We start from the raw sequence: 26,930 nt of genomic DNA, 5'->3' as shown, positions 1-26,930 counted from the left end.
CGGAGACCTGCGAGAACTTAGGCGACCGAACCCGGATTCAGATCGACCGGCGTACCTTCCACGGTCTGCCGCGCTTCATCGACCAGCATGACGGGAATGCCGTCGCGGATCGGATAGGCCAGCTTGTCCGCGTTGCAGATCAGCTCCTGCGCGGCGCGGTCGTAGCTGAGCGGGCCCTTGCAGATCGGGCAGACGAGAATTTCAAGCAGGCGAGCGTCCACGGACTTTCTCCACAACTAATGCAATGAGGCGATGATCGAGCGCGGCTTCGACCGGGACAACCCAGATGCGCGCATCGTGCCAGGACCCTAATTTTACCGCATCCTTTTCGGTTATCAGGATCGCGTCGGCGTCGACGTCGGCGAAGGGATTGCGCTCGAACGCGTAGTGATCGGGCAGCGCGCGGGTGGCCGGTGTGAGGCCGGCGGCGCGCAGCGTCGCGAAAAAACGCTCGGGCGCGCCGATGCCGGCGGCGGCCAGCACGCGCTCGCCGCCGAATTGCGCGAGCGGACGGCGCAGCGCGGGATTGTCGAGATGCCAGGCGTCGGCGGGCGCGAGTTGCAGCGCGAAGGTATTCGGCCACGCGGGTAACGTGCGCGCGTACGGATCGTTGACCAGCGTCGCATCGCGGCGGCGCGACAGCGGTTCGCGCAGCGGTCCGGCCGGCAGCAGGAAGCCGTTGCCGCCGAGCCGGTGATCGAATACCACCAGTTCGGCGTCGCGTGCGAGCCGGTAATGCTGCAGGCCGTCGTCGCTGACGATCACGTCGACGTCGCGATGCGCGGCGCACAGCGCCTGCGCGGCCGCGACGCGGTCGGGACACACCCACACCGGCGCGCCGGTGCGGCGCGCGATCAGCAAAGGTTCGTCGCCCCCGACGCTCGCCGCGGAGCCGGCCGTGACCGGCGTCGGCGCCTTCACGCGTGCGCCGTAGCCGCGCGACACCACGCCCGGCTTGAAGCCCGCGGCGCGCAATGCCTCGACCAGCGCGATCACGGTCGGCGTCTTGCCGGTGCCGCCGACGGTCACGTTGCCGACCACCACCACCGGCACGCCGATGCGCACCGATTTGAGCCAGCCGAACGAAAACGCGGCGCGGCGCGCGGCGGCGATGGCGCCGAACACGCACGCGAACGGCGTCAGCGTCCACGCGAGCGGGCCGCGCTGCTGCCATTCGCGGGCAAGGCGGGCTTCGATACGGTCGTTGAAATCGCTCATGAGCAGGACGCGCCGACGTGCGGCGCGCGGTGCGTCCAGACGGACGGGCGCTGCGGTTTGCAGGCGTGGGGCGCAAGGCCCGACGCGATACCCGGGATAGGCATTAACGCGGTTCTCCGGTCGGTCGAAATGGCGGCAAGGGGCTTACGGTTTGCCGTCGAACCCGCCACTCTAGCGCGTGGGTGTCCAGCGGGGCAAGTCGCGTGGCGCGCGCACCGCCCGGTCGGCTTGCCGCCGTGGTGCCAGCCAGCCTGTGGATAACTTTGTGGAGAACCTGTCGTCCGAGTGCCGGAGAGGGCCGTTCGGAGCGCTTTCAATCGGTCATCGTTCTCATTAATAAGATATAAACGCCATATAAATCAACGAGATGCTTCGAATTATCGTGATCTGGCGGGCGTTCTGGCGGGATTCGTCAGGCGTTTCCCGCCATGTGGACACTTTTAACAATCGGGCGAGCGGGTGGCCGCCAGTGCAAGCGCCGCGCTGGACGCGGATGGCCGCACGGTCTATCGTCTGTCCGGCCAAGTCACAGCCAGCCCACTATTCCTCGCATGAATCCCGAAAGCCCATTTTCTTCGTCGGCCGCGCCCGGCGGTGAGGTCGTCGTCCCCGTATCGGCGCTCAACCGCGCGATCGGCTCGATGCTCGAACGCTCGTTTCCGCTCGTCTGGGTGGCGGGCGAAGTGTCGAATTTCACGCGCGCCGCGAGCGGCCACTGGTATTTCTCGATCAAGGACGCGCAGGCGCAGATGCGCTGCGTGATGTTCCGGGGCCGCGCGCAATACGCCGAGTTCACGCCGCGCGAAGGCGACCGCATCGAGGTACGCGCGCTCGTCACGATGTACGAGCCGCGCGGCGAGTTGCAGCTGAATGTGGAGGCGGTGCGCCGCACTGGGCAAGGCAGGCTTTACGAAGCCTTCCTGCGTCTGAAGGCGCAACTGGAAGCCGAAGGGCTTTTCGCCGCCGAACGCAAGCGCGCGCTGCCGGCGCATCCGCGCGCGATCGGCATCGTGACCTCGTTGCAGGCCGCCGCACTGCGCGACGTGCTGACCACGTTGTCGCGCCGCGCGCCGCATATTCCGGTGATCGTGTATCCGGCGCCGGTGCAGGGCGTGGGCGTCAGCGGCAAGCTCGCGGCGATGGTCGACGCCGCCAATGCGCGCCGCGAAGTCGACGTGCTGATCGTGTGCCGCGGCGGCGGGTCCATCGAAGATCTGTGGGCCTTCAACGAAGAAGTGCTCGCCCGCGCGATTGCGGAAAGCGCGATCCCGGTGGTGAGCGGCGTCGGTCACGAAACCGATTTCACGATCGCCGACTTCGCCGCCGATGTGCGTGCGCCGACTCCGACCGGCGCCGCCGAACTCGTCAGTCCGCAGCGCGTGCTGTTGCTGCGTGAACTCGATCACCGGCACGCGACGCTCGCGCGCGGTTTCGGCCGCATGATGGAGCGGCGCGCCCAGCAACTCGACTGGCTGTCGCGCCGGCTGGTGTCGCCGGCCGAGCGGCTCGCGCGGCAACGCACGCATGTTCGGCAACTGAGCGTGCGGCTTGCATCGGCGGGGGCGCGGCCAGTGCGTGATGCGCGAGCGCGGTTTTCGCTGCTGCAGATGCGCTGGCAGCGCTGGCGACCCGATCTCGCCGCGCATCGAACGAAACTCGGTGCGTTGTCGCAGCGTCTGGACGCGGCATTGTTACGCCAGCATGAAAGGCAGAGCGCGCGAATCGGCTCGCTTGCCGCGCGGCTCGAAGTGTTGAGTCCGCAGCGCACGCTGGAGCGCGGCTATGCGGCCGTGCTCGACGCGCAAAGCGGCCGCGCGGTGCGTGCGCCGTCGTCGCTGAAACCGGGGCGGCGTCTCACCGTGCATCTCGCGGAAGGCGCCGCGGATATCGCGCTCGCCGACGTGCAACCGCGTTTGACGGACGGTTTCTGAACCCGCTTTTGAATGGCTACCCGGCCCTTGTCATCCTGCATTTTTGACTGCGGCGAAGGGCGGGCACATCGCATGCGACAGCACTAATTACGCGCTATGTGCGGCATGTTCGCCGATGCCGGACATAAAAACCGTTGGTTTGCGGGGTTATTCCAACTCGCCTACAATCGAGTGCTCAAAAGTGTTATCCGCAAGCTCCCCCACAACAGATACAGACAAAGGAAAGCACCATGGAACATACGCTCCCGCCGCTGCCGTTCGCGAAGAACGCACTGGTCCCGCACATGTCGGAAGAGACGCTCGAGTTTCACTACGGCAAGCACCACCAGACCTATGTGACCAACCTGAACAATCTGATCAAGGGCACGGAGTTTGAAAATCTGTCGCTCGAAGAGATCGTGAAGAAGTCGTCGGGTGGCGTGTTCAACAACTCGGCGCAAGTCTGGAATCACACGTTCTTCTGGAACAGCCTGTCGCCGCAAGGTGGCGGCGCACCGACCGGCGCGCTGGCTGACGCGATCAACGCCAAGTGGGGTTCGTTCGACAAGTTCAAGGAAGAATTCGCCAAGACGGCAGTCGGCACGTTCGGCTCGGGCTGGGCATGGCTGGTGAAGAAGGCTGACGGTTCGCTCGACCTCGTGTCGACCAGCAACGCCGCCACGCCGCTCACCACGGACGCGAAGGCACTGCTGACGATCGACGTGTGGGAACACGCGTACTACATCGACTACCGCAATGCGCGTCCGAAGTTCGTCGAAGCGTACTGGAACATCGTCAACTGGGAATTCGCGGCGAAGAACTTCGCTTGAGTTTGCTGGTTGAGGCGTGACTCGTTGAAGCGGGTCGCGTCGAGTGAAAAGAAGCCCTCCTTTGCGAGGGCTTTTTGTTTTTCTGGGCGCTGTGTTGGGCACTCTGTTACTTACGGGTTACCGGGTATTTCTTCCATCCAGCAAGCTTCGTCAGCCTTTCGCATCATCCCGAAGGCTGTCCCGAAAGCCCGGCGTTTCGCGGTCGAAAGATTGACGCGTTCCAGTCGCATGCGCGGGCTGGAGTCAGCGGCCCACCAGTCATATCGTTGACGTTCACGCAGGCTTGCTTGCGATTGCCTGCGCGCTTGCACGACGCATCCCCCACGCGTCGACGCCTCGTTCATCCGCCAACCCTTCAATCGTCTTGCCCGATGTTCCCGCCGGTCAGAACCGGTAAACATCCGTAAGACCTGGCTCGCTATCGTTCACCAGCGTTCGTCCTGCTTCGCCCAAAGCGCGAAGCGGGCACGTTCTCCGGACAACCGTCCGGACCAACGCAATCGACGAAAAAAGCATCACGGCCGGGGGCACGATGGACAGCAAGCAGATTCTTGAACTCGCGACAGCACACCACGTCGCGGGCGAGTTCGGTCCCGCGCGTCAGTGGTACGAGCGTGCGTTGGCGATCGAGCCCGACAACGCGAATGTGATGTTCCGGCTCGGCGTACTCGACATGCAATGCGGCGCGAACGAGGCCGCGCTCGGTTGGCTCGACAACGCGTTGCGCCATGTGCCGGACAACCCGCGCTATCACTTCGTGCGCGGCCAGGTGCTTGCCGCCGCGCAACGCTTCACCGACGCGATCGACGCCTATCGTCAAGCCCTCGCGCTCGCGCCCACCCCTTCCGTCGACGTATTGTTCGCGCTCGCCGCCGCCCGGCAATCCGCCGCCGACTACGCCGCCGCGATCGACACCTACCGGGCGGTGCTCGCGCTCGAACCGTCGCATGCCGACGCGCTGAACAACCTCGGCAACTGCCACCGTCAACAGGGCGATGCGCATCAAGCCGAAGCCGCTTACCAGCGCGCGATCGAGGTTCAACCCAACGACGCCAACGCCCTCACCAACCTCGGCACGCTGCTCGAAGCGCTAGGGCGTCTCGACGAAGCACTCGTGCTGCTTGAAGCCGCGGTGCAGGCCGCGCCCGCATCGCCATGCGGCCTGGTGAATCTCGGCGTCGCGCTGCATCGGCGCGGCGATTTCGAACGTACGGCGGCATTGCTGTCGAACGCGATCGAGATCGACCCGGTGTTCCCGGAGGCGTCGTATAACCTCGCGAACGCCTTGCATGCACTCGGCCATCAGCGCGATGCCGTGATCCACTATCAACGCGCCATCGCGCAGGCGCCCGCCCACGCGGATGCCTACAACAATCTCGGCATCGTCTATCAGGAAGCAGGCTCGCGCGCCGAAGCCGCGAACGCGTTCCAGATGGCGATCCACCTGCGTCCCGGTTTTGTCGCCGCGTTGAACAACACCGCGACGCTGATGCGCACGTTCGGCCGTTTCGCCGATGCCGAAGCGCGTCTGCGCGAAGCGCTCGCCGTCGAGCCGCATCATTCGGTCACGCATAACAACCTCGGCAACGTGCTGAAAGATCAGGGGCGTCTCGCGGACGGCATCGACTGCTACCGGCGCGCGCTGACGTGCGATCCGTGCAACGTGGTCGCGCATAGCAATCTCGCCTACGCGCTGACGTTTCAGGCGGAGCACGCGCAGCCGCTGCTGCACGAATGCCGCCGCTGGTCCGCGCGTCACGAAGCGCCGTTTCGCGGCAACTATCCGCCGCATGCGAACGATCCGTCGACGGAGCGGCGCCTGCGTATCGGCTACGTGTCGCCGGATTTCCGCGATCACTGCCAGACGTTGTTCACGTTGCCGCTGCTGTCGCATCACGATCACGCGCGCTTCGAGATCTTCTGCTACGCGAGCGTCGCGCGACCGGATGAGCTGACGCAACGCGTGGCGAGCCATGCCGATGTCTGGCGCGACGTGCGCACACTCGACGACGATCAACTCGCGCGAATGATCCGTGACGACCGTATCGACATTCTGATCGACCTGACCATGCACATGGCCGACGGCCGGCCGCTGCTGTTCGCGCGCAAGCCCGCGCCGGTTCAGATTGCCTGGCTCGCGTATCCGGGGACGACCGGCATCGGCGCGATCGACTACCGCTTGACCGATCCGTGGCTCGATCCCGCCGGCGCCGACACGATGTACAGCGAACGCTCGATCCGTCTGCCCGATTCCTTCTGGTGTTACGACCCGTTGACCCATACGCCGGAAGTCAACGCGTTGCCTGCGCTCGCGAACGGCCACATGACCTTTGGATGCCTGAACAATCCGTGCAAGCTGAGCGACGCGACCTTCGCGATGTGGGGCAGCGTGATGCGCGATATCGCCGATTCACGTCTGCTGCTGATGGCGCCCGAGGGCGCGGCGCGCGCGAATCTGATCGAACGTCTTGGCCGTCAGGATATTGCCGCCGAGCGGATCGACTTTGCGGCGTTCCGGCCGCGAGCGGAGTATCTGCGCACGTATCATCAGATCGATGTCGGTCTCGACACCTTTCCGTACAACGGCCACACCACCAGTCTCGACTCGTACTGGATGGGCGTGCCGGTCGTCACGCGAACCGGCGATACGGCGGTGGGGCGCGCGGGCTTGAGTCAGTCGGTTAACCTGGGCTTGGGGGAACTGGTCGGCGAGAGCGACGCGCAGTTCGTCGACATTGCCGTGAAGCTGGCGCGTGATCTGCCGCGGCTTGCTGGCATTCGCGCCGGCTTGCGCGCGCGTCTGGCCGCTTCGCCATTGATGGACGGTGCGCGCTTCGCCACGCATGTCGAAGCGGTGTATCGCAAGGTGTGGCAGGACTGGTGCGAACAGTCGCGCCGTCTCGCGCGCACGCAGCGCGAGCGGGCGGGTGGCGATGATGCGTGCGGCAATGCAAGCGTTGATACAACCGGCAGCGCAGTCGCCGATTCCGGTGGCGAACCGCGTCCGGTGCCGGGCGCCGGCATCAACCGCTCGTACTGACGCGCGGGCATTTGCCGTCGACCAGTGGCCGGCGATGTCAGGTGACTTTCCCGGTGACGGGTTACGGCTCATTTTTCCGCCGGTTACCGCGTAACGGGTTCGCAACAATCGTCAGATCGGGCGTCGTTCAACCCTTGCCGGATCGCTTCGAAGTGCAAGCTTTGTCACAGTTCGTAACTGCGCGGTGTGGTGCTGGCGCTGTGTGAGGACGTATCTGGACGCTTCCTGGACGCTTGTTGCGCGCGCCTCGCGCGGCGCTTGAGCGGGTGTCACTGCGTGGCCGTGCTGCCGCCCGCATCCGCATCCGTCGATGTTTGCCGGCGATGATGCCCGCCGCGGCTCGCGCCGCCCGGCTTCACCGCGCTGGCCGGCGCGGGCGGCGGCGGATGATTGATGTACTGGAAATTCTGCGCGATGGCGGCGCTGGGGTAAGTCGTGGTGGTTGCCGGTTGCGCGAACACCGAGTTCTGCAGTGCGGGATTCGACTGCGCAAAGGCAGGCGGGGCGCAGGCTGCGCCGGTGATGCCGAGGGCGAGGGCAAGCCGCTTCATCGTGAATCCTTGACTGATGGGTCGGAAGAGTTGAGTCGCGCCGGGCCGGCGTCGCTGCGTTTTGGCTGCAGGGCAGTGTAGGGCGCGCAAGATGAACTCAGATTGCGGCGGCGCTTACAAGCGTTACCCGATATGTCATCGTTTTACCGCGCCGGATCGCGTTGCCCGCTCGCGGTATCGGAGCGATTCTCGGTCCGCGCGAACCCTCCGCCGAGCCTTCGAGGATGTAAGCGAAAAAACGATCTGTAACTATCCCGTAACCAAGGCTTCAGACGATTGGCCTAACGTTTGATTTCCACCAGTCCTTGAAGCGCACCAAGATGAACTCCCGTACTAAATCGATTGGCATCGCGATACCGGCCGCTGTCGTTGCGCTCGCGCTCGGCGGTTGCGCGGTGATGCCGCCGAGCGGCCCGAGCGTGGTCGCGATGCCGCGCAGCGGCGAACCGCTCGGCCAGTTCCAGCAGGACGACTACCAATGCCGCGATTATGCGAACCGGTCGACCGATCCCAATGGCACGGCGTCGCAGGCGGCCACGACGAATAGCGTGAACAGTGCGGCGCTCGGCACGCTGGGCGGCGCGGCGGTCGGCGCGCTGATCGGTGCGGCGGCGGGTAACGCCGGCGCGGGCGCGGCTATCGGCGCGGGCAGCGGCTTGCTGATCGGCGGCGCGAACGGCGCGAATGGCGCACAGTATTCCGCCGCGGGCTTGCAGGCGCGTTACGACGCGGCCTACGCGCAGTGCATGACCTCCAAGGGCAATACCATCTCGCAGCCGCAACCTGCGTATCAGCCGGTGGTCGTGCAGCCGCAGCCTTACTACTACGCACCGCCGCCGCGCTACTATGCGCCGCCGCCACCGGTGATGTATGCGCCGTATCCGTATTACTAGGCTGACGTCCAGGTTGACGTATTAGTTGGCCGTACTACCGAGTTGTCGTGCGGCCTTGTACTACCGATTCGCACTGTATTGCGCACCGCGCCATACAGTGCGGGCGAGTTTATTGCTCGTGGGTTGCCGCCGTTTCTGGCGGATAGGCGCGAAACGATGGCGGTAAACCCGTCGACGGAACGCCTACGGTTGAAAGGAGGTGCCGCAGCCGCCGTGTGTGCGATCGTGCAGTAGTGCAATCGCGTGAACGGTTTGGCCTGATCGGCACCGCCATTCCTTTCCGGCCGGTTTCAAGTTGTCGGCTTCGTCACGCAATGGGCGAAGCGCGCCGGATTTCGCGCGAACGAGGCGAATATGCGGCGACTGCAAACCGGCACCCTGAATTCAGATGGATGGTCGCGCTTACGCGCATGGCTCGCGGTGGCCTGCGTCGCCGGATGCTTCGTGTCCTGCGGCGGCGGCTCGGGTGGCTCGCCGTCGGTCGCCTCCGGTTCGGCAAGCGGAAGCGGCAGCGGGACGACGGGCGGGACCGGTTCGGGCTCTGGTTCGGGTAGCACGGGCACCGGCAGCGGGTCGACGGGCACGGGCAGCACCTCGACGACAATCTCCTTTGCCACTGATGTGCTGATGCATCACAACGATCTTGCACGCACCGGCCAGATGCTTGCCGAAACCACGCTGACGCCCGCCAACGTCAATTCGACGAGCTTCGGCAAGGTGGCGTTTCTCGCCGCCGACGGCAAGGTGGACGCGCAGCCGCTGTTCGTCACGAGTCTGTCGATAGGCGGCGCGACGCACGACGTGGTCTACGTCGCCAGCGAACACGACAGCCTGTACGCGTACGACGCGAATACCTTCGCGTTGCTGTGGCACATATCGCTTGCGCCCAGCGGCGAAACTTCCAGCGACAACTTCAGTTGTCAGGATTTCACACCGGAGATCGGCATCACGTCGACGCCGGTGATCGACCGCAACCGCGGCCCGAACGGCGTGCTGTATGCGGTGGCCATGACTAAGGACGGCAGCGGCAACTACCATCATCGTCTGCATGCGATCGACCTCGCGACCGGCGCCGAGCTGTTCAGCGGCCCGACCGAAATCGCCGCGAGCTATCCGGGCAATGGCGCCGGCAGCGTGAACGGCGTGATCACGTTCAGCGCATCGATGTACACGGAGCGCGCGGCGATCACGTTGGTCGGCGGCAACATCTACATGGGCTGGACTTCGCACTGCATGTCGGGCGCGTACACCGGCTGGATCATGGCGTACAACGCGGACACGCTGCAGCAGACCACCGCGCTCGACACGACGCCGAACGGCAGCCAGGGTTCGTTCTGGATGGCCGGCTCGGGGATGTCGTCGGACGGGACTTCGCTTTACGCGGTGGGCGCCAACGGCACGTTCGGGACGACGCTGAATGCGCAGGGCTTTCCGGTCGACGGCGACTACGGCGACTCGGCGATCAAGATGACGCTGGGCACGCTGCAGATCACCGATTACTTCGCGATGGACAACGTGGTCGCCGAGGCCGCCGCCGACAACGACTACGGCTCCGGCGGCATCATGCTGCTGCCCGACCAGACGACCCCGACGGGCGTCGTCAAGCATCTCGCGGTGACGGCGGGCAAGGACAACAACATCTACGTGCTCGATCGCGACTCGATGGGGCGGTTCAGTCCGACGGCCAACAACATCTGGCAGGAGCTGGTCGGCACGCTGGCGGGCGGGATCTGGGGATCGCCGGCGTATTACAACGGCGTCGTTTACTACGGCGGATGGAACGACAGTCTGAAGGCGCTGCCGGTGACGGGCGCCTATCTGGCGACGACGGCGGCTTCGAAGAGCGCGATCACGTTCGCCTATCCAGGCGCGACACCGGCCGTGTCGGCGAATGGGACGAGCAATGGGATTGTGTGGGCCGCCGAGAATGGGACGGTCGGTGCCTTGCATGCGTACAACGCGGGGAATCTGGCCAACGAGTTGTACAACAGCAATCAGGCGGGGACGCGCGATCAGTGGGGTGCGGGCAACAAGTTCATCACGCCGATGATCGCGCGCGGGAAAGTGTATGTGGGAGCGACGAATGGGGTGGCGGTGTTTGGGTTGCTGGGTGGGTAGTGGTGGCGATGGTGGTGGATGGGAGGTCGGTGGCGTGCGATGGGTAGGGGTGGTGGATGCTTAGCGTCGGCTGACGGAGGCGGATGGTCAGTGGCGGTATGCGGGGACCATCGGTGGTGGCCGACTGTGGTGGGATGGATGGTCAGCGGAGACTGATGGTCGTTGCGCAGTTCATCGGCTGGCGATGGGCTGTCAGAATTTCCGTGTTCAAGGCGGGTTGAGATTCAAACGGATGGTCGGACGAAGCGATCCGGGGCGGCCATGGTGGGTGCCCGTGATAAGCGGCCCTCGGCGGCTTGGCTCGGACGGATGGCGAACTCGAGCGTGGCGTTGCGAGTAATGCGCACGGCCGTTGTACGGCTTGTGCGCATTACTCGCGCCGGTATGCTTATTCGGCGTCGCTCGTTGCCGTTTTGCGCGGACGACGGCTGCGTGTGGCAGTCTTGCGTGGGGCGCGTTTCGCGGGCGGTTTTGCCGCGCGTGGTTCGGCCCGTGCTTCGGCTTGTTCCTCCGATATAGACGTGACTTCCCTCTGAACGTCGGTCGGCGTTGCCGATGCTACCGTTGCCTCGACTGCTCCCGCTGCTTCGGCAGGCGCTGCGATTTCAGGTACGTCGTCAAGCGTTCGTGGCGCGCTCTTCTTCGGTTTCTTCGTTTTTTTCGCGGCCGGCTTGCGTGCCGTGCGCGCCTTTACTTGCTCCGCCGGTTCGTCTGACGTTGTCGCCGCCGTTGTCGCCGCCGTTGTCGTCTTCCCGCTTTCGACGAAAGCATCTGTCGCGTACTCGACGGTGTCCGGTTTGACGCGAGCAGTCGACGGCTGGTCTGCGAAGTCAGGCTCGAACGTCTCATGCTCCCCGCTCGTTCCGCCTGCTAACGATGCGTTTCGAACCGTGTCGTTCGCGCGCGCTTGTGCATGTTCACCGACGACGGACTCGACGCTGGCGCGCTCTTCGTGACCGTGTTCCTGCTGGCCCCGGCCCGTCTTGCGATTGCCGCGACCTCTACGACGCGGATCCTGTTTTCCACCTGCCTCGTGTTTGCCGCCCGATTCGTGTTTCGCGCCGGACTCGTGTCTTCCATTCGGCTCGCGCTTCGCGATTGGCGTGTCCGAAGCGATCTCGGCAACTTGCGTCTCGTAAGTCTGCTCCGCGGGCTCAAGCATATCGCCCGACTCCGATGCGTTGTCGCCACCGGCATTGGCAGCCGCGCTGCGATACACATACGCACCGGATTTTTCGTCGCGGCCGAATTCGAGCAAGCCGCGCGCGTGGGCTTCTTCCAGCAGATTGCCGAACGCGCGAAACCCGTAATAGGTTTCGTTGAAATCCGGTTTGCGGCGCTTGATCGCGTTCTTCAGCACCGATGCCCAGATCTTGCCGCTGTCGCCTCGCTCGGACGCGAGCGCATCGAATGTTTGCACGGCAATTTCGACGGCCTTCGTACGACGTTTTTCGAGGTCTTCCTTGTGCCGGGTCTTCTCCTCTTCAGGCGCACGCTTTGCCGCTGGCTGCGCGGATTGTTGCGGGCGCGACGATTCGCGTTTGGCGACTGCGCGCTGACTTTCGCGCACGAGGTCGTCATAGAAGAAGAACTCGTCGCAGTTGGCGATCAGCAGATCGGACGTGGACTGCTGTACGCCGACGCCGATCACCTGCTTCGCGTTTTCGCGCAGCTTCGACACCAGGGGCGAAAAATCCGAGTCGCCGCTGATGATCACGAACGTATTCACGTGCGATTTGGTGTAGCAAAGATCGAGTGCATCGACCACCAGCCGGATGTCGGCCGAATTCTTGCCCGATTGGCGCACGTGCGGAATTTCGATCAGTTCGAAATTGGCCTCGTGCATCGCGCCCTTGAAACTCTTGTAGCGATCCCAGTCGCAATACGCCTTCTTCACGACGATGCTGCCCTTGAGCAGCAGACGTTCGAGCACGAGCTTGATGTCGAACTTGTCGTACTTCGCGTCGCGCACGCCGAGCGCGACGTTTTCGAAGTCGCAGAATAGCGCCATGCTGACGGTTTCGTTGGATGACGCCATGTATCTCTCCATTGAAGCGAATCGTCGAACTCGACGAATCGCGACCATGATAGCGATTCCAGCGAAGGTGATCAGCTTTTGTGTGCGCGGCGCACCGAAGCGGCGGTTCGAGACGGGCCACGCGATACGTCTCCGACTTCGCGCGACGCCCCGTGCGACATGAGTCTTTCGCCGCACGCGAACCTGAAGCCGCGCGCTCGGGCAACGCTACATGTCCAGATGACGCGATGGTGCATCGAGCGCCGCGCGAGTTTCCAGCACCGCGTCGACCAGCCCATATTCCCGGGCGGCTTGCGCGGACATGAAATTATCGCGGTCGGTATCGCGTTCGATTTCCTCCACGGTGCGGCCAGTACGCTCGGCCATCAGGGCGTTCAGCCGCCCGCGCTGATAGAGCACCTCCTTCGCCTGAATCTCGATGTCCGACGCCGTGCCTTGGCCGCCTCCGGACGGCTGATGAATCATGATGCGAGCGTTGGGCAGCGCGTAGCGTTTACCGGGCTGGCCGGCGGTGAGCAGGAAAGTACCCATGCTCGCCGCGAACCCCGTGCACAATGTGGAAACCTCGGGTTTGACGAACTGCATGGTGTCGTAAATCGCCATGCCGTCGTACACCGAGCCGCCAGGCGAATTGATGTAAAAGTAAATGTCCTTGTCGGGATTCTCGGCTTCGAGGAACAGCAGTTGCGCGACGATCACACTGGCCGACTGCTCGTTGACCGGCCCGACCAGGAAGATGATGCGCTCGCGCAGCAGACGGGAGTAAATGTCGTAAGCCCGTTCGCCGCGGCCGGACTGTTCGATGACGGTTGGCACGAGGCCGAGACCGGTCACTTGAGATGAGCTGAATTGCATAGGTGCCTCGTCATAGGCGGCGCTACCGTTGCGGGATAGCGCGGCTGTTCGCGGAACCGCGCGCCCGATGCGCCGGTTTCTGTCCATATGACGAGCGGGCGGATGGCGACGTGACAGAAATATTTTTGCGTTTCGCTGTCACATCGGCGACAGCCCGGGCGTCAAGCAGCTAAGGACGTCGATCGAGACGTTTCTCTGAACGCTTCTCCGGTTTCGGGAGGACCATGCCGTTCGGGTGGTCAACGCGAGAGAGTGAATGACTGGCGGCGGGCAGGGGAGCGGCACCGGTTAACGGCAAAAGGGCGGGCGCCGCGTGCTCGCCGCCACGCAAGATCTGGAGGTTCACGCATGACGGAAGAGGTAATCGACAAGGCATCGAGCTTCCAGGCTGCCCGTGCCCGGCTATTCGCGCTCGCGTACCGAATGCTCGGCAGCCGGGCGGAGGCGGAAGACGTCGTGCAGGACGTCTGGCTCAAGTGGCACACATCGGAGACCCAAGACGTGCAAACGCCTGCGGCATGGCTCACCACGCTGACCACCCGCACGGCGATCGACCGGTTGCGGCACCTGCAGCGCGAACGCACATCGCAAGCGAATGGCTGGTTGCCGGAGCCCTGGCTCGACGAGGTGGCGCCGTCGGCGGAGGAACTGGCGTTACGAGCCGCGGAAATGTCGTATGGCGTGATGTTGCTGCTCGAACGCCTGAAACCCGATGAGCGCGCCGCCTTTGTGTTGCACGAGGCCTTCGATTGCGATTACGCGGAAATCGCCAGCATTCTCGAGCGCACGCCGGCCGCATGCCGGCAGATCGTGCATCGGGCCAAGGGACGTTTGCGGCGCGCGGGTGCGCCCGTCGAGCGGCCCGACCCGGCGGCCCACGCGCGCATCGTCGAGCGTTTGCGCGCGGCCCTGGAGGAGCAGGATCGTGCCGGGTTGCTACGGCTATTTAGCGATGCGCCGGAAGTGGTGAGCGACGCGCAATCGTGCGCGCCCGTCACCGCATCCGTGGTTGCGCCGACCCTTGCACCGCAACCTGTCAGCGCAATGGCGGAACTGCCGGGTGCAGCGCGCGCGTCCGTGGCTGCGTCGTTGTCGTCGCCGGCGCAAGCGTCCGCCGCGACGAAGTCCACGCTAGCGCCTGCACTGGGCTTTGCGAGCACATCGCGGTATGAACTGGCGGAAACGGGATGGATGGACGGGATCACCTCGCTCGCGCAACGCGCGCACCACGTCGAAGCAGTATCCGTGGGCGGGGTCGCGTGCATCGCGCTGCTGTGCGAGGGCGAGGTCGTCGGCGTCATCGACGTGTCCGCGCAAGGATTGGCGGGCAATGCGCCGAAGATCGTCGCGTTGCGCGTCATCACGAACGTCGCGCGCTTGCGGTCGGCCAACCTCGTGCTGGGTAAAGCAGGCGTGATCAACCTGCTCTCGCGAATCCAGCGGGAATCGGCGCTGTTAGCCTCGGTGCGCCGCGACTTCCCAGTTGATGTCCACGCATAGCACCTGCGTGCCGTTCGGCGTATGCGCGGCGATCGAGGCGGTCACGCACAGGTGCGCTTCGTTGATCGACAGGTAGGGTGGCGTGAGGTGCACCTGACCAGGCACGCGCATCGCCTGGATGAAGTAAGGCCGGCGCTCCCAGCTCGCGCCCTCCGAATGCAGCAGCGGCCGGAATCGTTTGGCGCGTTGCGATGCGCGTCCCGGCGGCAAGACGTTATCGCCGATCTGCCGGCCTGAGCCGTCGAGCACGAAACAGCGCGCGGTCTCGCCAAGCGTGAGCAGTGGCGCGGTCGCTTCAGCGACCGACTCGCCGGCAACCAGATGCGTCGCGGCCGTTTCCAGCGCGGTGACATAGGGGGCGAGACGCGCCGACTGCGCACGATCGCGCGCCGCAACCCGTTCGCGCAGCGCGGCCGAGAGCGAGTCCATCAAGCCGGCGGCGGCTTGTGGCTTGACCGCTTCGACGCTCGGTCCCGCGAAGAACGCGCCTTGCACGAAGTCCACGTTGCATTCGAGCGCGATCAGCGCGTCGCGCTCGGTGCTGAGTCCGCCCATCAGCACCAGTTGCCCGGATTCGTGCAGCAAGGAGACGAGCCCCGGCAGCACGCGTTCGATGTGCGAGTGTTCGCTGGCCTGCGCGAGAATGCAGCGGTCCAGCGTGACGATGTCCGGCCGCAGGTTCCATACGCGGTCGATGTTCGAATGCTTCGCGCCGAAACCGTCGAGCGCGATCAGGAAGCCGGACTTGCGCAATGCGTCGATGATTTCGGCAAAGCGTGTGGTCTCGCCGCCAGCCTGTTCGGACACTTCCAGCACGACGCGTTGCGGCGGCAGTCCGAGCGCCTTGAGGCCGGCGAGCAGTGCATCGCCGTAGCTGGTGTCCATCAACGCGGCCGGGTGCAGGCTGAGAAAGAGCCATTCGTCGTGGCTGTCGAACGCGTTGAAGTTGCCGAGATGCAGCGATTCGGCGAGCCGCCCGAGTTCCAGCAGGTCGCCGCGCCGGGCGGCTTGCGTGAATACCTCGTGCGAGGGGACTTGCCGCGCGTGCTCGTCGTGAGCGCGCAGCGAGGCGTGGTAACCGATCGCGCGCCGGTGCGAGACCGAGAAAACCGGTTGGAACACGCTGAAGACGGTGTACCCGCCGTACAGGACGGTGCGCCGCGAGCCTTCGTCGCCGGCCATCGGGCGGGGGGGCTGGAAGCCGGGAGGATCGAGTTCGATCATGCTCATCATGTCAGTCGTGTGGAAGTGGCGGCGCGCCTGCATGCTCGACACGAGTCCGCATGCGCAAGCAGTGAGTTTACAGGATAGGCGAGCAAGAACTATGCGCGCGCGGAAACACTGCGCGAGCGCCACGGGAACACCGCGGAAACACCGCGGAAACACGGTACGCAGGCTGTCCGATCGCTGCCTTGGCGCTGCCACATCGCTGTGCTAGCCCCTGCCGTGGCTCTGCCTATCGCCGGCTCAAGCGATGATTGTGCGCCAGTGCGGGCGGGATGGCCACGCTTCGCACTTTGCTGGTGCGACGTGCGCCCCGTTGCGGGTCGATGAAAATCGACGGAGGTCGTTGCGGTCCGTCGCGCGCCGCAGCGAGTCGATGCAGAACCAAAGCCCGCCGTCCTGCAAATTTAGCGCCGCGCAGCGCAGCGCCATTCCGGCCGACCGACAACCGCCTCGCAGCACCGCTCCGATCGAACAACCGCCGCCGCACCACTCAAGTCCTCTCCGAAGGGTCCGTCTTCTTCGCCAGCGTGCGGATATCCGGCGCAAGCTGAGCGAAGATCCATGCCGAGCCCGCCGTGATGATCCCCACGCACAGGAACGTCGCGTGAAACGCCGGCAGCGAATTAGCGGCCGTCACACGCGGCAGCAAGCCCGTGAAGGTTGCAAGCAGCGCGCCGGCGACGGTCACGCCAAGGCTCATCGACAGCATCTGCACCAGCGAGAACAGACTGTTGCCGCTGCTGGCGCCGCCGGTACCGAGGTCCTTCAGCGTCAGCGTGTTCATCGCGGTGAACTGCATCGAGTTGACGCCGCCGAAGAACGCTAGCTGTACGAGCCGCAGCCACAGCGGCTGGTTCGCGCTGGTCAACGCGAAGCTCGCCATCGCGAGGCCGACCAGCACCGTGTTGATCATCAACACGCTGCGATAGCTGTACCGGACGATCAATTTCGTCACGAGCCGCTTGGACGCCATGCCGGCGGCCGCGACCGGCAGCATCATCATGCCGGCCTCGAACGCGCTATAGCCGAGACTCACCTGCAATAGCAGCGGAATCAGATAGGGCATCGCGCCGCTGCCGATCCGCGCGAACAGGTTGCCGAGCAGACCGACGCTGAAGGTGTGGATCTTGAAGAGATCGAGCGAAAAGATCGGCGCGGGCTCACGCACCGCGTGCAGACCGTAGGCGACGAAACAGGCGAGGCTCAGGATCAGCAGCACCAGCACCGTCGCATGTTGAATGCCGAACTCGGTGCGGCCGTCGAGGGCAAACGAAATGGCCACCATGCCAAGCACGAGCAGCAGATAGCCCTTGAAGTCGAACCGGCCGACGTGTTCGTTGCGGCTGTCCGGCATGAAGATGAACGTCGCGATGCAGCCGGCCACGCCCACCGGCACGTTGATCAGAAAGATCCAGTGCCACGACGCGATTTTCACGAGCCAGCCGCCGAGCGTCGGGCCGATCAGCGGTCCGATCAAGCCCGGAATCGCCACGAACGACAGCGCCGGCAGATAGCGCTCCGCCGGAAACGTGCGCAGCACGGCAAGCCGTCCGACCGGCAGCAGCATCGCGCCGCCCACGCCCTGCACGATACGGAAGATCACCAGTTGATTCAGCGTGTGGGCGTTCGCGCACAGCAGCGAGCCGATCGCGAACACGAGGATCGCGCTGAAGAACACGCGCCGCGTGCCGAACTTGTCGGCGAGCCAGCCGGACACGGGGATCATGACCGCCATCGTCAGCGAGTAGGCGATCACCACCGATTGCATGCGTAGCGGCAATTCGCCGAGGCTCGTCGCCATCGCGGGCAGGGCGGTGTTGACGATCGTCGAGTCCAGCGTCTGCATGAAGAAGCCGGTGGCGACGAGCCACAGCATCACGGTCAGCGAGCGGGCCGACGGCGTCGCCGCCGCATTGGAGGCCGCCGCATTGGAGGCCGCCGCGGCAGGAGCCGCAGTGGCCGTAGCCGCAGCCGTGGTCGCAGCAGTGCCGTCAGTGGAGGACGTGGTGCGGGAAGCGGGCGGAGTCGGCGGCGTGGACATGGGCAGCGGCTAGCGCACTTTGGACGGACTGGGACTCGTTATTCTAGGGAAAAGCGCCGCCGGTCGCAGCGTGGAAGGCAAAGGACGCATCGGCCACCGTCCGCTCCCACGCCCCGCTCACGCCTTGCCCACATCACGCCGACTCCGGCAACTTCGCCGCCGCATGAAAAAACGCCTGCGCGCGCGGGGCGTTTCCAAACGCGATATGAATGCGAGTCCACGGACTCACCTCCATGCCTGGCCGGAAATAGTGCCCCGGCGCGACCGTCACGCCCAGCGGCGCCCCGCACTCGACGAGCCGTTGCGCATCACCGACATGCGGCACGCGCGCCCACAGGAATTTGCCGCCGACGGGTTTATCGAACAACTCCCACCCGGCATCCTCGAGCGTCTGGATGGTCGAGCCGAGCGCGTCGCGCATACGGCGGCGCAGGCGTTCCAGGTACTTGCGATACGCGCCGCGCTCCAGCAGCGACACGGCGACCGCCTCCGCAAAACGCGAGCCGCCGATACTCGTCAGCATCTTGATGTCGACCAGATCCTTGATGATGGCCGGGCTCGCAACCACGTAGCCGATCCGCAGCGACGACGATAGCGTCTTCGACAATCCGCCCACGTAGATCACATGTTCGAGTTGATCGAGCGTGGCGAGCCGATCGGTGACGTCGGTCTGAAAATCCGCGTAGATGTCGTCCTCGACGATCGAGAAGTTGTGTTCGCGCGCCATCTGCAGCAGCCGGAACGCGACCTGCGGCGCGACCGTGGTGCCGGTCGGATTGTGGAACACGGTGTTGATGAACAGCATCTTCGGCCGGTGCAGTTTCAACTGCGCCTGCATGACGTCGAGATCCGGGCCGTTGCGGGTGCGCGGAATGCCGATCAGTTTCGCGCCGTGCAGCTTCAGCAGGCCGTACAGATTGTAGTAACCGGGGTCTTCGACGAAGATCGTGTCGCCCGCCTTGAGCATGTAGCGGATCAGCAGATCGAACGCCTGGCTCGCGCCGTTGGTGATGAGAATCTGCGACGGCTCGGCCTGAATCCCCAACTGGCCGATGCGCGCCTGCAGATGCTCGCGCAAGGTCAGATTGCCGAACGGCGTCGTGTAATCGACCATGCTCGCGGGGTCCGTGCGCGATACGTGGCGGATCGCCTGCGCGAGCGCGTCGACATCGCGCCAGCCTTCCGGAATGAAGCCGCTGCCGAGCTTGAGCATTTCGCCGGGATGGTTGAACTGCTGCAGCAGATGGTCGGTTTCCTCTTCCGCGCGCCGCAGGTCCGACGAGCCCTGGCAAGCCGTCCCGGCCGGTTGCCGGTCGGCCACATAAAAGCCCGAGCCGTGGCGCGAATCGACGTAACCGAGCGATACCAGGCGGTCGTACGCTTCGATCACCGGAAAGCGGCTCACGCCGTAATCGGCCGCGAACTGGCGGATCGACGGTAGCTTCGCGCCGGGATGGGCGGTGCGCGTGCGGATCCACGTGGTGACGCCGGTGACGATCTGTTCCGTCAGCGGCACACCGCTGTCCCGTTCGAGCTGGATTTCGAGTTTCATCGCGGCTCCTTTCCCGCTTCTCTCACGGCGCAGCGGCTTGCCGCGTTCGCCGTTTGCCGAGGTGACAGTCGCTTGTGGCAACTGTCCGGTTTTTCGACTGAACAGTTCCGATGAAAGTGTTCGGAACTGTGCATGGGTATCCGATGATCGCACGTCAATAATCGATACAACAGAAAAAGCTTCGAAGGAGAGTGCGATGCGTGAAGTCCGGATTTTCGAATTGGAACAGGGCGAACCCGTCGCGGCCTGGCGTGTCGCGCGTCCGTCGATCTTCAAGGTGATCTCGGGCGAGATCTGGCTGACCGTCGAAGGCGAGGCCACCGACCATTGGCTCGCCACCGGCGAGTCGGTCGAGCTGCCGAAGCGGGCGGTCGCGTGGATCAGCGCGGGGCAGGCCGGCGCGCGATTCGCGGTGGCGAGCGGTTCGGAACGCACGGCGATGACGCCGATCGCAAGCTGGTCGCTGTTCAACCGGCTGCCGCGCTGGCTGGGCGTAGCTTGACGAAAAGTGTGACGCCGCGGGCGGGCCTTAGCGGCTGAGCCACTGAGCCAGGCCCGGTTTCCTCATCACCTTTGCCGCGAGATCGGGGCTAGCCACCTCATCCCTATCCCGGCTACGCCTCATAGTCCCCGACATACCGCGCGCGCGGCCGGATCAACCGGCCGTCGCGCGTCTGTTCCATCGCGTGGGCGATCCAGCCGACCACCCGGCCCACCGCGAACAGCGTGAACGCCGATCCCGGCGGCAAGCCCAGCACCCGTTCGATCGCCACCAAGCCAAAGTCCACATTCGGTTCCGCGCCGGTCGTGTCGCGCACCGTGCGCGCCAGTGCCATCACGTCGCCGAGCGGCGAGCGGGCCGGCGCGCAGTCGGCGAGCATCGACAGCAACAGGCGTCCGCGTGGATCGCCGTCCGGATACAGCGGATGACCGAAGCCCGACAGCATCGGTCCGTGCGCGCCGTGCTCGAGGCGGGCGAAGCGATTCGCCAGATAACGGTCGAGGTCGGGCGCGCGCGATGCCTCGTCGAGCAGCGCCGCGATCCGCACGGTTTCGCCGCCATGACGCGGTCCGGCCAGCGCGGCCAGTCCGCCCGCCACCGCGCCGAACAGATGCGTGCCCGTCGACGTGATGCAGCGCACCGTGAAGGTCGACGCATTCAACTCGTGGTCCGCGCACGCCACCAGCGCCGCGCGCAATAACCCCGCCTGCTGACGGTTGCGCACCTGCCACGCGGCCGCCAGTTGCCGATGCAGCGGTTCGTTCGACGGCGCCGCCGACATCATCGCGGCGGCCAGCAGCCGCATCACCGCGCAGGCGGTATCGAGTTGCGCGTCACGGCCGAGCGCCCACACGCGCGGCATCTGCGCGGCGGCGGCCGGCAGCAGCACCAGTGCACGGTCGAGCGGCGTGCTGTCGGCCCAGAGCTTGAGCCACGCGCCCCACTGCGCGGCGGCGACCGGGACGGCCGGCGCCTGGGCGATGCGCCGCGCGCTGCATTCCCACAGCAACGCCGCGACGTCTTCCAGCGACGCCTCGGCCGCCAGCTCCATCGCATCGCGTCCGCGATATAGCAGGCGGCCGTCGGATACCAGCGTGATCGACGATTCGAGCACCGGCACGCCCCAGTCCAGCACCTTCTGCGCGACCTTGCCCGCGCGCTTGCCGTCTTCCTTGCGTTTGGCGAGGCGCCGCACTTCGGCGGCATCGTAGAGACGGTGCTTGCCTTGCGCGTCCGGCGTGGACTGGAGCATGCCGCGGCTGACGTACGCATACAGCGTCGGCAGGGTGATGCCGAGCGCGGCGGCGGCTTCGCGTGCGGTCAGGGAATTCGATGTAGGCATGGAAAGCGATCGGAACCGAAGAAATCAATATATGTTGATTATCATAATCAAGATTGATCGGCGAGCGGCGGAATTCTAGACTCGGCTCACTCGAAGAACCCGATAAGCCCGATGAACCTCTATTCGCTCCGATCACCACGGCCATGACATCCGAACTCGCGCTCAAACATATCTGGACCCTGGCGGGCTGCGACCCGACCGCACTGCACAACGTGTCGCTCAGCGGCGACGATCCCGGTTTGCCGTCCGTGTTCCGGGTCGGCAGCCTGGCGTCGGCGACCATCGCGGCGACCGGGCTCGCGGCGGCGGAATATCACCGGCTGCGCGGCGGTCATCGGCAGCAGGTGACGGTCGAGATGCGGCGCGCGCTGGCCTCGTTTCGCAGCGAGCGGTATCTGCGGATCGACGACGGTCCGCCGCCCGCGCTGCGCGATCCGGTGATGGGCTTCTACGAAACGCGCGACGGCGGCTGGATCCAGTTGCACACGAATTTTCCGCATCATCTGCAAGGCGTGCTGACGGTGCTGGATTGTGAAAACAGTCCCGAGGCGGTGGCCGCGGCGATCCGTCGATGGGACGGCGCGACGCTCGATCAGACGCTCGCCGACGCCGGGTTGTGCGCGGCGCTGATTCGCACGCCCGGCGAATGGGCCGCGCTCGACCAGGCGAAGGCGATCGCGGGCTTGCCGCTGTTCGAGATCGAGCGCATCGGCGACGCGCCATCCGAACCGCCCAGGCCGTCGCACGCGACGGAACACGGCGCGCCGCGCGCGCTGGACGGCGTGCGGGTGCTGGACCTGTCGCGCATCATCGCGGGACCGGTGGCCGGACGCGCGCTCGCGCACCACGGCGCCGACGTGCTGATGATCAACGGTCCGCATCTGCCGAACATCCCGCCGCTGGTGATCGACAACGGCCGCGGCAAGCGCTCGGCGCTGGTCGATCTGCGCGACGAAGCGGGGCGCGCCACGTTGCGCGATCTTGCCGCGCATGCCGACGTGTTCCTGCAGGCTTATCGTCCCGGTGCGCTGGCGGCGCGCGGCTTCGGTCCCGAGGAACTGGCGCGGCTGCGTCCCGGCATTGTGTACGTATCCGTTTCCGCGTATGGACATGAAGGGCCGTGGGCGCAGCGGCGCGGCTTCGACAGCCTGGTGCAGTCGGCGAGCGGCATCGCGTGGAGCGAGCGGCAGGCGGCGGGATGGAAGGCGCCGAAGCATCTGCCGTGTCAGGCGCTGGACCACGCGACCGGCTATCTCGCCGCGTTCGGGGCGATGGTCGCGCTGGCGCGCCGCGCGACCGAAGGCGGCAGCTGGCATGTGCGGCTGTCGCTTGCGCAAACCGGACGATGGTTGCAGTCGCTCGGCCAGATTCCCGATGGCTGGCAAGCGCCCGACGTCACGCTCGACGAGGTTCGGGATTGCCTCGCGAGCGTGGATTCCGATTTCGGCCGGGTGTCAGGCGTATTGCCCGCTGAGCAACTGGATGGGACGCCGGCGTCTTACGCGTTGCCGCCGGCAAGGCTGGGCGCGCATGCGGCCGAGTGGTGGTGATGCGCTGAGCGAGTATGCGGCGCGGGTACGTGGTGCGTCGTGGTGCCCGGCCCGCGCTTCACGGTTCGAACGTCCGGCGTTCGCCGCCCGTCTCCTGTCTCCCGTCGTTCCACCGGCGGCGTGACACCGGGCCCGTCTACTTCCGCAACTCCGCAACGAAGTCGTAGTAGTCGTTGCGGCAATACGTGTCCGTCAATTCGATCGCCCGTTGATCGGCGGTGTAGCCCACGCGGGTGATCAACAGCAGCGCGTCGTTCGGTGCGATGCTCATCTGCTGCGCGATTTCATCGCTGGCGTTTACCGCGCGGAAATGCTGCAACGCGCGCACGATCGTCAAGCCGCGCTGTTCGAGGTACGTGTACAGCGAATCGCCGATCGCCTGCGGATCGGGAATGACCGCGGCGGGGAAGGTGGAATTCTCGACCGCCATCACGATGCCGTCGGCGAGCCGTAGACGCCGCAGACGCGTGACCGCCGCCGCCGGCGACAACCCCAATTGGATCACCTCATCGCGATTGGCCGGCAGGATATCGCGCGACAGCCACTTCGAACTCGGCGTGAAGCCGCGCCGCCGCAGCATTTCGCTGAAGCTCGACAGACGCGACAGCGGGTCTTCGTAGCGCGGCGTGATGAAGCTGCCCGCGCCTTGCGTGCGCCGGATCAACCCCTGCTCGACCAGCAACGCGATTGCCTTGCGCGACGTGATCCGCGATACGCCGAGCGCCTCGGACAACACGCGCTCGGAAGGCAACGCCTCGCCCGCGTTCCAGCGATTCTCGTGAATCGCGGCGCCGAGCTTGCGGGCAAGTTGCAGATACAGCGGCGTATCGTTTTCCGGGTCCGGACGCAGGTCGCGCCAGCGGTCTTCCGAGGCAGAAGTCATAAGGCTCACGCAAGAAGGACAAGCGGCAATTCTATGACATCGGCGCGCGGCGTTATAGCGGGCTTTTGCCAGGTGGCCGGTCGGATGCCCGCTCAGCCGCTAAACTCGGCCTATGATTTTTTGCGGGGCGCGCATCCCGACGCCTTACTTACCATCGAGCCATTTCGAGGAGTCAGCATGACGAGCGACATCGCAAGCGTGAGCCTGCCGGACGGCGAACGCATTCCGAAACTGGGGCAGGGCACGTGGGAGATGGGCGAAGCGCCCGCGCGGCGCGCCGCCGAAATCGCCGCGCTGCGCTGCGGGATCGAACTCGGCATGACGCTGATCGATACGGCGGAAATGTACGGCGACGGCGCGACCGAACAACTGCTCGGCGAAGCGCTCGCCGGTTTGCGCGATCAGGTGTTTCTGGTCAGCAAGGTGTATCCGCACAACGCGGGACGGCGCGGGGTGATCGCGGCCTGCGAGCAGAGCCTGAAGCGCCTGAAGACCGATCGGCTCGATCTGTACCTGCTGCACTGGCGCGGCTCGGTGCCGCTCGAGGAAACCGTCGAGGGCTTCGAGGCGTTGCGCCGCGCGGGCAAGATCCGTCACTGGGGCGTCAGCAATTTCGACACCGAGGACATGGAAGAACTCTTCGCGGTACCGGGCGGCGATGCCTGCGCGACCAATCAGATTCTCTACAACGTGGCGCGCCGCGGACCGGAATTCGATCTGCTGCCATGGCTCGCGGCGCGCAAGCTGCCGGCGATGGCGTACAGCCCCGTCGATCATGCGCGTCTGCCCAGGCACTCGCCGCTCGACGAGATCGCCCAGGCGCGCGGCCTTTCCGTGTTTCAGGTGGCGCTCGCGTGGGTATTGCGCGAGCCGGGCGTGTTCGCGATTCCGAAGACGGGGCGCGTCGAGCGCGTGAAGGAAAATCATCGCGCGTCGCAATTGCGGCTCGACGACGGCGAACTCGCGGCGCTCGACGCTTATTTCAAACCGCCGCGCAGCAAGCGTCCGCTTGAGATGCTGTGAGCGCGACGGCGACTGCGGGCCCTGGCGCTCGCCGCCGCTATCTATCTACGCCGCCGTTTTTAATCGCAGTTGTGATGCATGTGCACCGAGCCGAGTACGGCGACTTCGGCTGGCGTGTGCTTGAGCGACTCGTCGTTGACTTGCGAAGCATCCGTCACGAACTCGTCGACGATCGACGACACCGGCGTGTTGCGCAAACACAGCGACACGCGTTGCGTTTCGTTGGCCGGCAACGCGCTGCGTTGACTCAGGAACAGCACGCCGTACTGATAGCCGTGAATGATGCCGCGAATCGCGCCGACGCATTGTCCTTGCGCGACGTTGTCGCTCTTCTGCCTGCAGGTCTGGGCGAGCGAATAGGCGGAGAAGGTGGGATCGACCGGCGGGGCGGCCTGCGAGAGCGTCGGCGACAGCGGCGCGGCGGCCTGCGTGGGTGCGGGAGTCTGCGCATGAGCGAGCGAGGCGAAACCCAGCGCGGCGGTGACAAGCAGACCGGTAGCCACGCGTGCCGCGGAGGACGGGACGTTTCCTTGCATATTGTGGTGCCCTCATATCGAACGTTGAATTGATATGAGGCGCGTGTTCCGGTTTGGTTCCGGGTTCCTTGCGACGGCCGGGATCGACGGTCGGGATCGTGAAGCGGGGAGTTCGACGTTGCGTCGAAAGAATGGCTGGCTCGACGGCGTGGCGGATCGACCGAACGGAAGGAGGGAACCGGCCTCGTGCGGTGACGCTCGACCGGGGGATCGAGACGCCACCGCCGATGCCAGCGGACAGCAGGCGATAGCCGGCCGTGTCGTCGACGGCGGGTAGGGCGCGGGGGCCCCCTACCCGTGAAACGGGCGCTTGCTAGTGCCCGCTTCCTCCGCCGTTGCCACCACCGTTACCGCTGCCGCCCTTGCCTCCGTGACCGCCGCCGAAGCCTCCGCCAAAGCCTCCGCCGAAACCGCCACCGAAGCCACCGCCAAACCCACCACCAAAGCCACCGCCTTTGCCACCGCTTGGGCCGCCGCTGGAACCGCCGCAACCACAGCCGCCGCTCCCGCTGCTGCCGCTGCTGCCGCCACCGCTGCTGCCTCCACTGCTGCCGCCGCCGCTGCTTCCGCCACCGCTGCTTCCGCCGCCGCTGCTTCCGCCGCCGCTGCTTCCGCCGCCGCTGCTTCCGCCGCCGCTGCTTCCGCCGCCGCTGCTTCCGCCGCCGCTGCTTCCGCCGCCGCTGCTTCCGCCGCCGCTGCTTCCACCACCGCTGCTTCCACCACCGCTGCTTCCACCACCGCTACTTCCACCACCGCTACTTCCACCGCTATTTCCCTTTCCACCGCTGCCGGAACTCCCGCTACCGCTTCCCGAGCCCGCTGCGCCGCCGCCAGCCGCACCGGCGCCCGCACCTGCACCGGCTCCGGCACCCGCTCCACTATTGCCCGAGCCGCCCGCGCTCGACGCGCCGTTGCTGCCGCTGCCGCCGCCATGATGGCCGCAGCCGAACAGCGTCGCGCCATCGCAGCCGCGGGGCTGGAAGACCGCGGCGGCATCGTCGGCGGCGCTCGGGGCGCCTGGCTCGGCGCCCATCGCCGATTCGCCCGCGGCCACGCCGCCCGTTTGCATGCCGCCCGCGGTCGCGCCGCCGACCGTCGCGGTGTCCGCCTGCGCCAGCGCGGCGTCGTCGTGCGTGCCATGCGTGCCGCTGGCGGCCAGCGGAGCATCGGCGAGCACGATCCACTTGGGGATCACATCCGTCGATGCCGGGTAAGCGAGTTGCGTCGCCAACGCGGTGACGCCCGCGACGATCGCCGCACTGCGCAGTACCCCGAAGTAATATCGATTGAGTCTTCTGGTGTTCATCGCCTCTCTCCCGAG

The 26,930-nt window shown here is 65.7% G+C and carries 21 protein-coding genes; 9 read left to right on the top strand and 12 right to left on the bottom strand.

Going from position 1 to position 26,930, the window contains the following annotated elements:
- Positions 1-17: 17 nt before the first annotated feature.
- Both LFL96_RS15700 and lpxK read right to left on the bottom strand, forming a co-directional pair.
- The gene (locus LFL96_RS15700) at positions 18-221 is read right to left on the bottom strand and encodes a Trm112 family protein (protein WP_007180583.1); all 204 of its coding nucleotides are present in this window, start codon (positions 219-221) and stop codon (positions 18-20) included.
- Positions 202-1,218, bottom strand: a complete 1,017-nt coding sequence (gene lpxK, locus LFL96_RS15695; RefSeq protein ID WP_280996116.1) for a tetraacyldisaccharide 4'-kinase — start codon at positions 1,216-1,218, stop codon at positions 202-204. Before lpxK ends, LFL96_RS15700 begins: the two co-directional genes overlap by 20 nt.
- A gap of 551 nt (positions 1,219-1,769) precedes the next feature.
- On the opposite strand from lpxK, the gene xseA reads away from it, so the two are divergent.
- The 3 genes from xseA (at position 1,770) to LFL96_RS15680 (ending at position 6,998) form a co-directional block, all read left to right on the top strand.
- Positions 1,770-3,149 (top strand): exodeoxyribonuclease VII large subunit, encoded by a 1,380-nt coding sequence (gene xseA, locus LFL96_RS15690; RefSeq protein WP_280996115.1) that lies wholly within the window; start codon positions 1,770-1,772, stop codon positions 3,147-3,149.
- Positions 3,150-3,379: 230 nt separating this feature from the next.
- The gene (gene sodB / locus LFL96_RS15685) at positions 3,380-3,958 is read left to right on the top strand and encodes a superoxide dismutase [Fe] (protein WP_280996114.1); all 579 of its coding nucleotides are present in this window, start codon (positions 3,380-3,382) and stop codon (positions 3,956-3,958) included.
- 532 nt (positions 3,959-4,490) lie between these two features.
- Positions 4,491-6,998, top strand: coding sequence for a tetratricopeptide repeat protein (locus LFL96_RS15680; protein ID WP_280996113.1), 2,508 nt, complete (start codon positions 4,491-4,493; stop codon positions 6,996-6,998).
- A gap of 269 nt (positions 6,999-7,267) precedes the next feature.
- On the opposite strand, the gene LFL96_RS15675 is transcribed toward LFL96_RS15680, so the two are convergent.
- The gene (locus tag LFL96_RS15675) at positions 7,268-7,549 is read right to left on the bottom strand and encodes a hypothetical protein (protein ID WP_280996112.1); all 282 of its coding nucleotides are present in this window, start codon (positions 7,547-7,549) and stop codon (positions 7,268-7,270) included.
- 320 nt (positions 7,550-7,869) lie between these two features.
- On the opposite strand from LFL96_RS15675, the gene LFL96_RS15670 reads away from it, so the two are divergent.
- Both LFL96_RS15670 and LFL96_RS15665 read left to right on the top strand, forming a co-directional pair.
- Complete coding sequence (locus tag LFL96_RS15670; RefSeq protein WP_280996111.1) at positions 7,870-8,442, top strand: glycine zipper family protein; 573 nt, start codon at positions 7,870-7,872, stop codon at positions 8,440-8,442.
- A 354-nt stretch (positions 8,443-8,796) separates the two neighbouring features.
- The gene (locus LFL96_RS15665) at positions 8,797-10,560 is read left to right on the top strand and encodes a pyrrolo-quinoline quinone (protein ID WP_280996110.1); all 1,764 of its coding nucleotides are present in this window, start codon (positions 8,797-8,799) and stop codon (positions 10,558-10,560) included.
- Positions 10,561-10,948: 388 nt separating this feature from the next.
- On the opposite strand, the gene LFL96_RS15660 is transcribed toward LFL96_RS15665, so the two are convergent.
- Positions 10,949-12,598: an NYN domain-containing protein gene (locus LFL96_RS15660; RefSeq protein ID WP_280996109.1), complete on the bottom strand. Its 1,650-nt coding sequence runs from the start codon at positions 12,596-12,598 to the stop codon at positions 10,949-10,951.
- A gap of 207 nt (positions 12,599-12,805) precedes the next feature.
- The gene (clpP, locus tag LFL96_RS15655) at positions 12,806-13,453 is read right to left on the bottom strand and encodes an ATP-dependent Clp endopeptidase proteolytic subunit ClpP (protein ID WP_280996108.1); all 648 of its coding nucleotides are present in this window, start codon (positions 13,451-13,453) and stop codon (positions 12,806-12,808) included.
- A gap of 348 nt (positions 13,454-13,801) precedes the next feature.
- Here clpP and LFL96_RS15650 point away from each other — a divergent pair, with 348 nt between their 5' ends.
- Positions 13,802-14,953, top strand: coding sequence for a sigma-70 family RNA polymerase sigma factor (locus LFL96_RS15650; RefSeq protein WP_280996107.1), 1,152 nt, complete (start codon positions 13,802-13,804; stop codon positions 14,951-14,953).
- Here the strand turns inward: LFL96_RS15650 and LFL96_RS15645 are convergent.
- The 3 genes from LFL96_RS15645 to LFL96_RS15635 all read right to left on the bottom strand — a co-directional run bounded on the left by LFL96_RS15645 (position 14,909) and on the right by LFL96_RS15635 (position 19,773).
- Positions 14,909-16,183, bottom strand: a complete 1,275-nt coding sequence (locus LFL96_RS15645; RefSeq protein ID WP_281000779.1) for an EAL domain-containing protein — start codon at positions 16,181-16,183, stop codon at positions 14,909-14,911. The two genes, LFL96_RS15650 and LFL96_RS15645, sit on opposite strands and share 45 nt — an antisense overlap.
- Before the next feature lie 487 nt (positions 16,184-16,670).
- Complete coding sequence (mdtD, locus tag LFL96_RS15640) at positions 16,671-18,056, bottom strand: multidrug transporter subunit MdtD (RefSeq protein WP_281000777.1); 1,386 nt, start codon at positions 18,054-18,056, stop codon at positions 16,671-16,673.
- Positions 18,057-18,354: 298 nt separating this feature from the next.
- Entirely contained in the window at positions 18,355-19,773 is a 1,419-nt protein-coding gene (locus LFL96_RS15635) for a PLP-dependent aminotransferase family protein (protein ID WP_280996106.1), read from the bottom strand.
- 196 nt (positions 19,774-19,969) lie between these two features.
- Between LFL96_RS15635 and LFL96_RS15630 the strand changes: the two genes are divergently transcribed.
- Positions 19,970-20,275 carry a DUF2917 domain-containing protein gene (locus LFL96_RS15630; protein WP_280996105.1) on the top strand — a complete coding sequence of 102 codons (306 nt, stop codon included), beginning with the start codon at positions 19,970-19,972 and terminating at the stop codon, positions 20,273-20,275.
- A 112-nt stretch (positions 20,276-20,387) separates the two neighbouring features.
- On the opposite strand, the gene LFL96_RS15625 is transcribed toward LFL96_RS15630, so the two are convergent.
- Positions 20,388-21,617 (bottom strand): citrate synthase family protein, encoded by a 1,230-nt coding sequence (locus LFL96_RS15625; RefSeq protein ID WP_280996104.1) that lies wholly within the window; start codon positions 21,615-21,617, stop codon positions 20,388-20,390.
- A gap of 143 nt (positions 21,618-21,760) precedes the next feature.
- Between LFL96_RS15625 and LFL96_RS15620 the strand changes: the two genes are divergently transcribed.
- Complete coding sequence (locus LFL96_RS15620) at positions 21,761-23,167, top strand: CoA transferase (RefSeq protein ID WP_280996103.1); 1,407 nt, start codon at positions 21,761-21,763, stop codon at positions 23,165-23,167.
- Between the two features lie 136 nt (positions 23,168-23,303).
- On the opposite strand, the gene LFL96_RS15615 is transcribed toward LFL96_RS15620, so the two are convergent.
- The gene (locus LFL96_RS15615; protein WP_280996102.1) at positions 23,304-24,050 is read right to left on the bottom strand and encodes a GntR family transcriptional regulator; all 747 of its coding nucleotides are present in this window, start codon (positions 24,048-24,050) and stop codon (positions 23,304-23,306) included.
- A gap of 177 nt (positions 24,051-24,227) precedes the next feature.
- Between LFL96_RS15615 and LFL96_RS15610 the strand changes: the two genes are divergently transcribed.
- Positions 24,228-25,073 carry an aldo/keto reductase gene (locus LFL96_RS15610; RefSeq protein WP_280996101.1) on the top strand — a complete coding sequence of 282 codons (846 nt, stop codon included), beginning with the start codon at positions 24,228-24,230 and terminating at the stop codon, positions 25,071-25,073.
- Between the two features lie 59 nt (positions 25,074-25,132).
- Here LFL96_RS15610 and LFL96_RS15605 read toward each other — a convergent pair whose 3' ends face one another.
- Together LFL96_RS15605 and LFL96_RS15600 are read right to left on the bottom strand one after the other, a co-directional pair.
- Positions 25,133-25,609, bottom strand: coding sequence for a hypothetical protein (locus LFL96_RS15605; RefSeq protein ID WP_280996100.1), 477 nt, complete (start codon positions 25,607-25,609; stop codon positions 25,133-25,135).
- A 313-nt stretch (positions 25,610-25,922) separates the two neighbouring features.
- The gene (locus LFL96_RS15600; protein WP_280996099.1) at positions 25,923-26,915 is read right to left on the bottom strand and encodes a hypothetical protein; all 993 of its coding nucleotides are present in this window, start codon (positions 26,913-26,915) and stop codon (positions 25,923-25,925) included.
- Positions 26,916-26,930: the final 15 nt, after the last annotated feature.

The sequence above is a fragment of the Paraburkholderia sp. D15 genome (genome assembly GCF_029910215.1).
Lineage (GTDB): Bacteria > Pseudomonadota > Gammaproteobacteria > Burkholderiales > Burkholderiaceae > Paraburkholderia.
The sequence above is the reverse complement of the archived record's forward strand: the minus strand, read 5'-3'. Positions and strand labels throughout refer to the sequence as shown.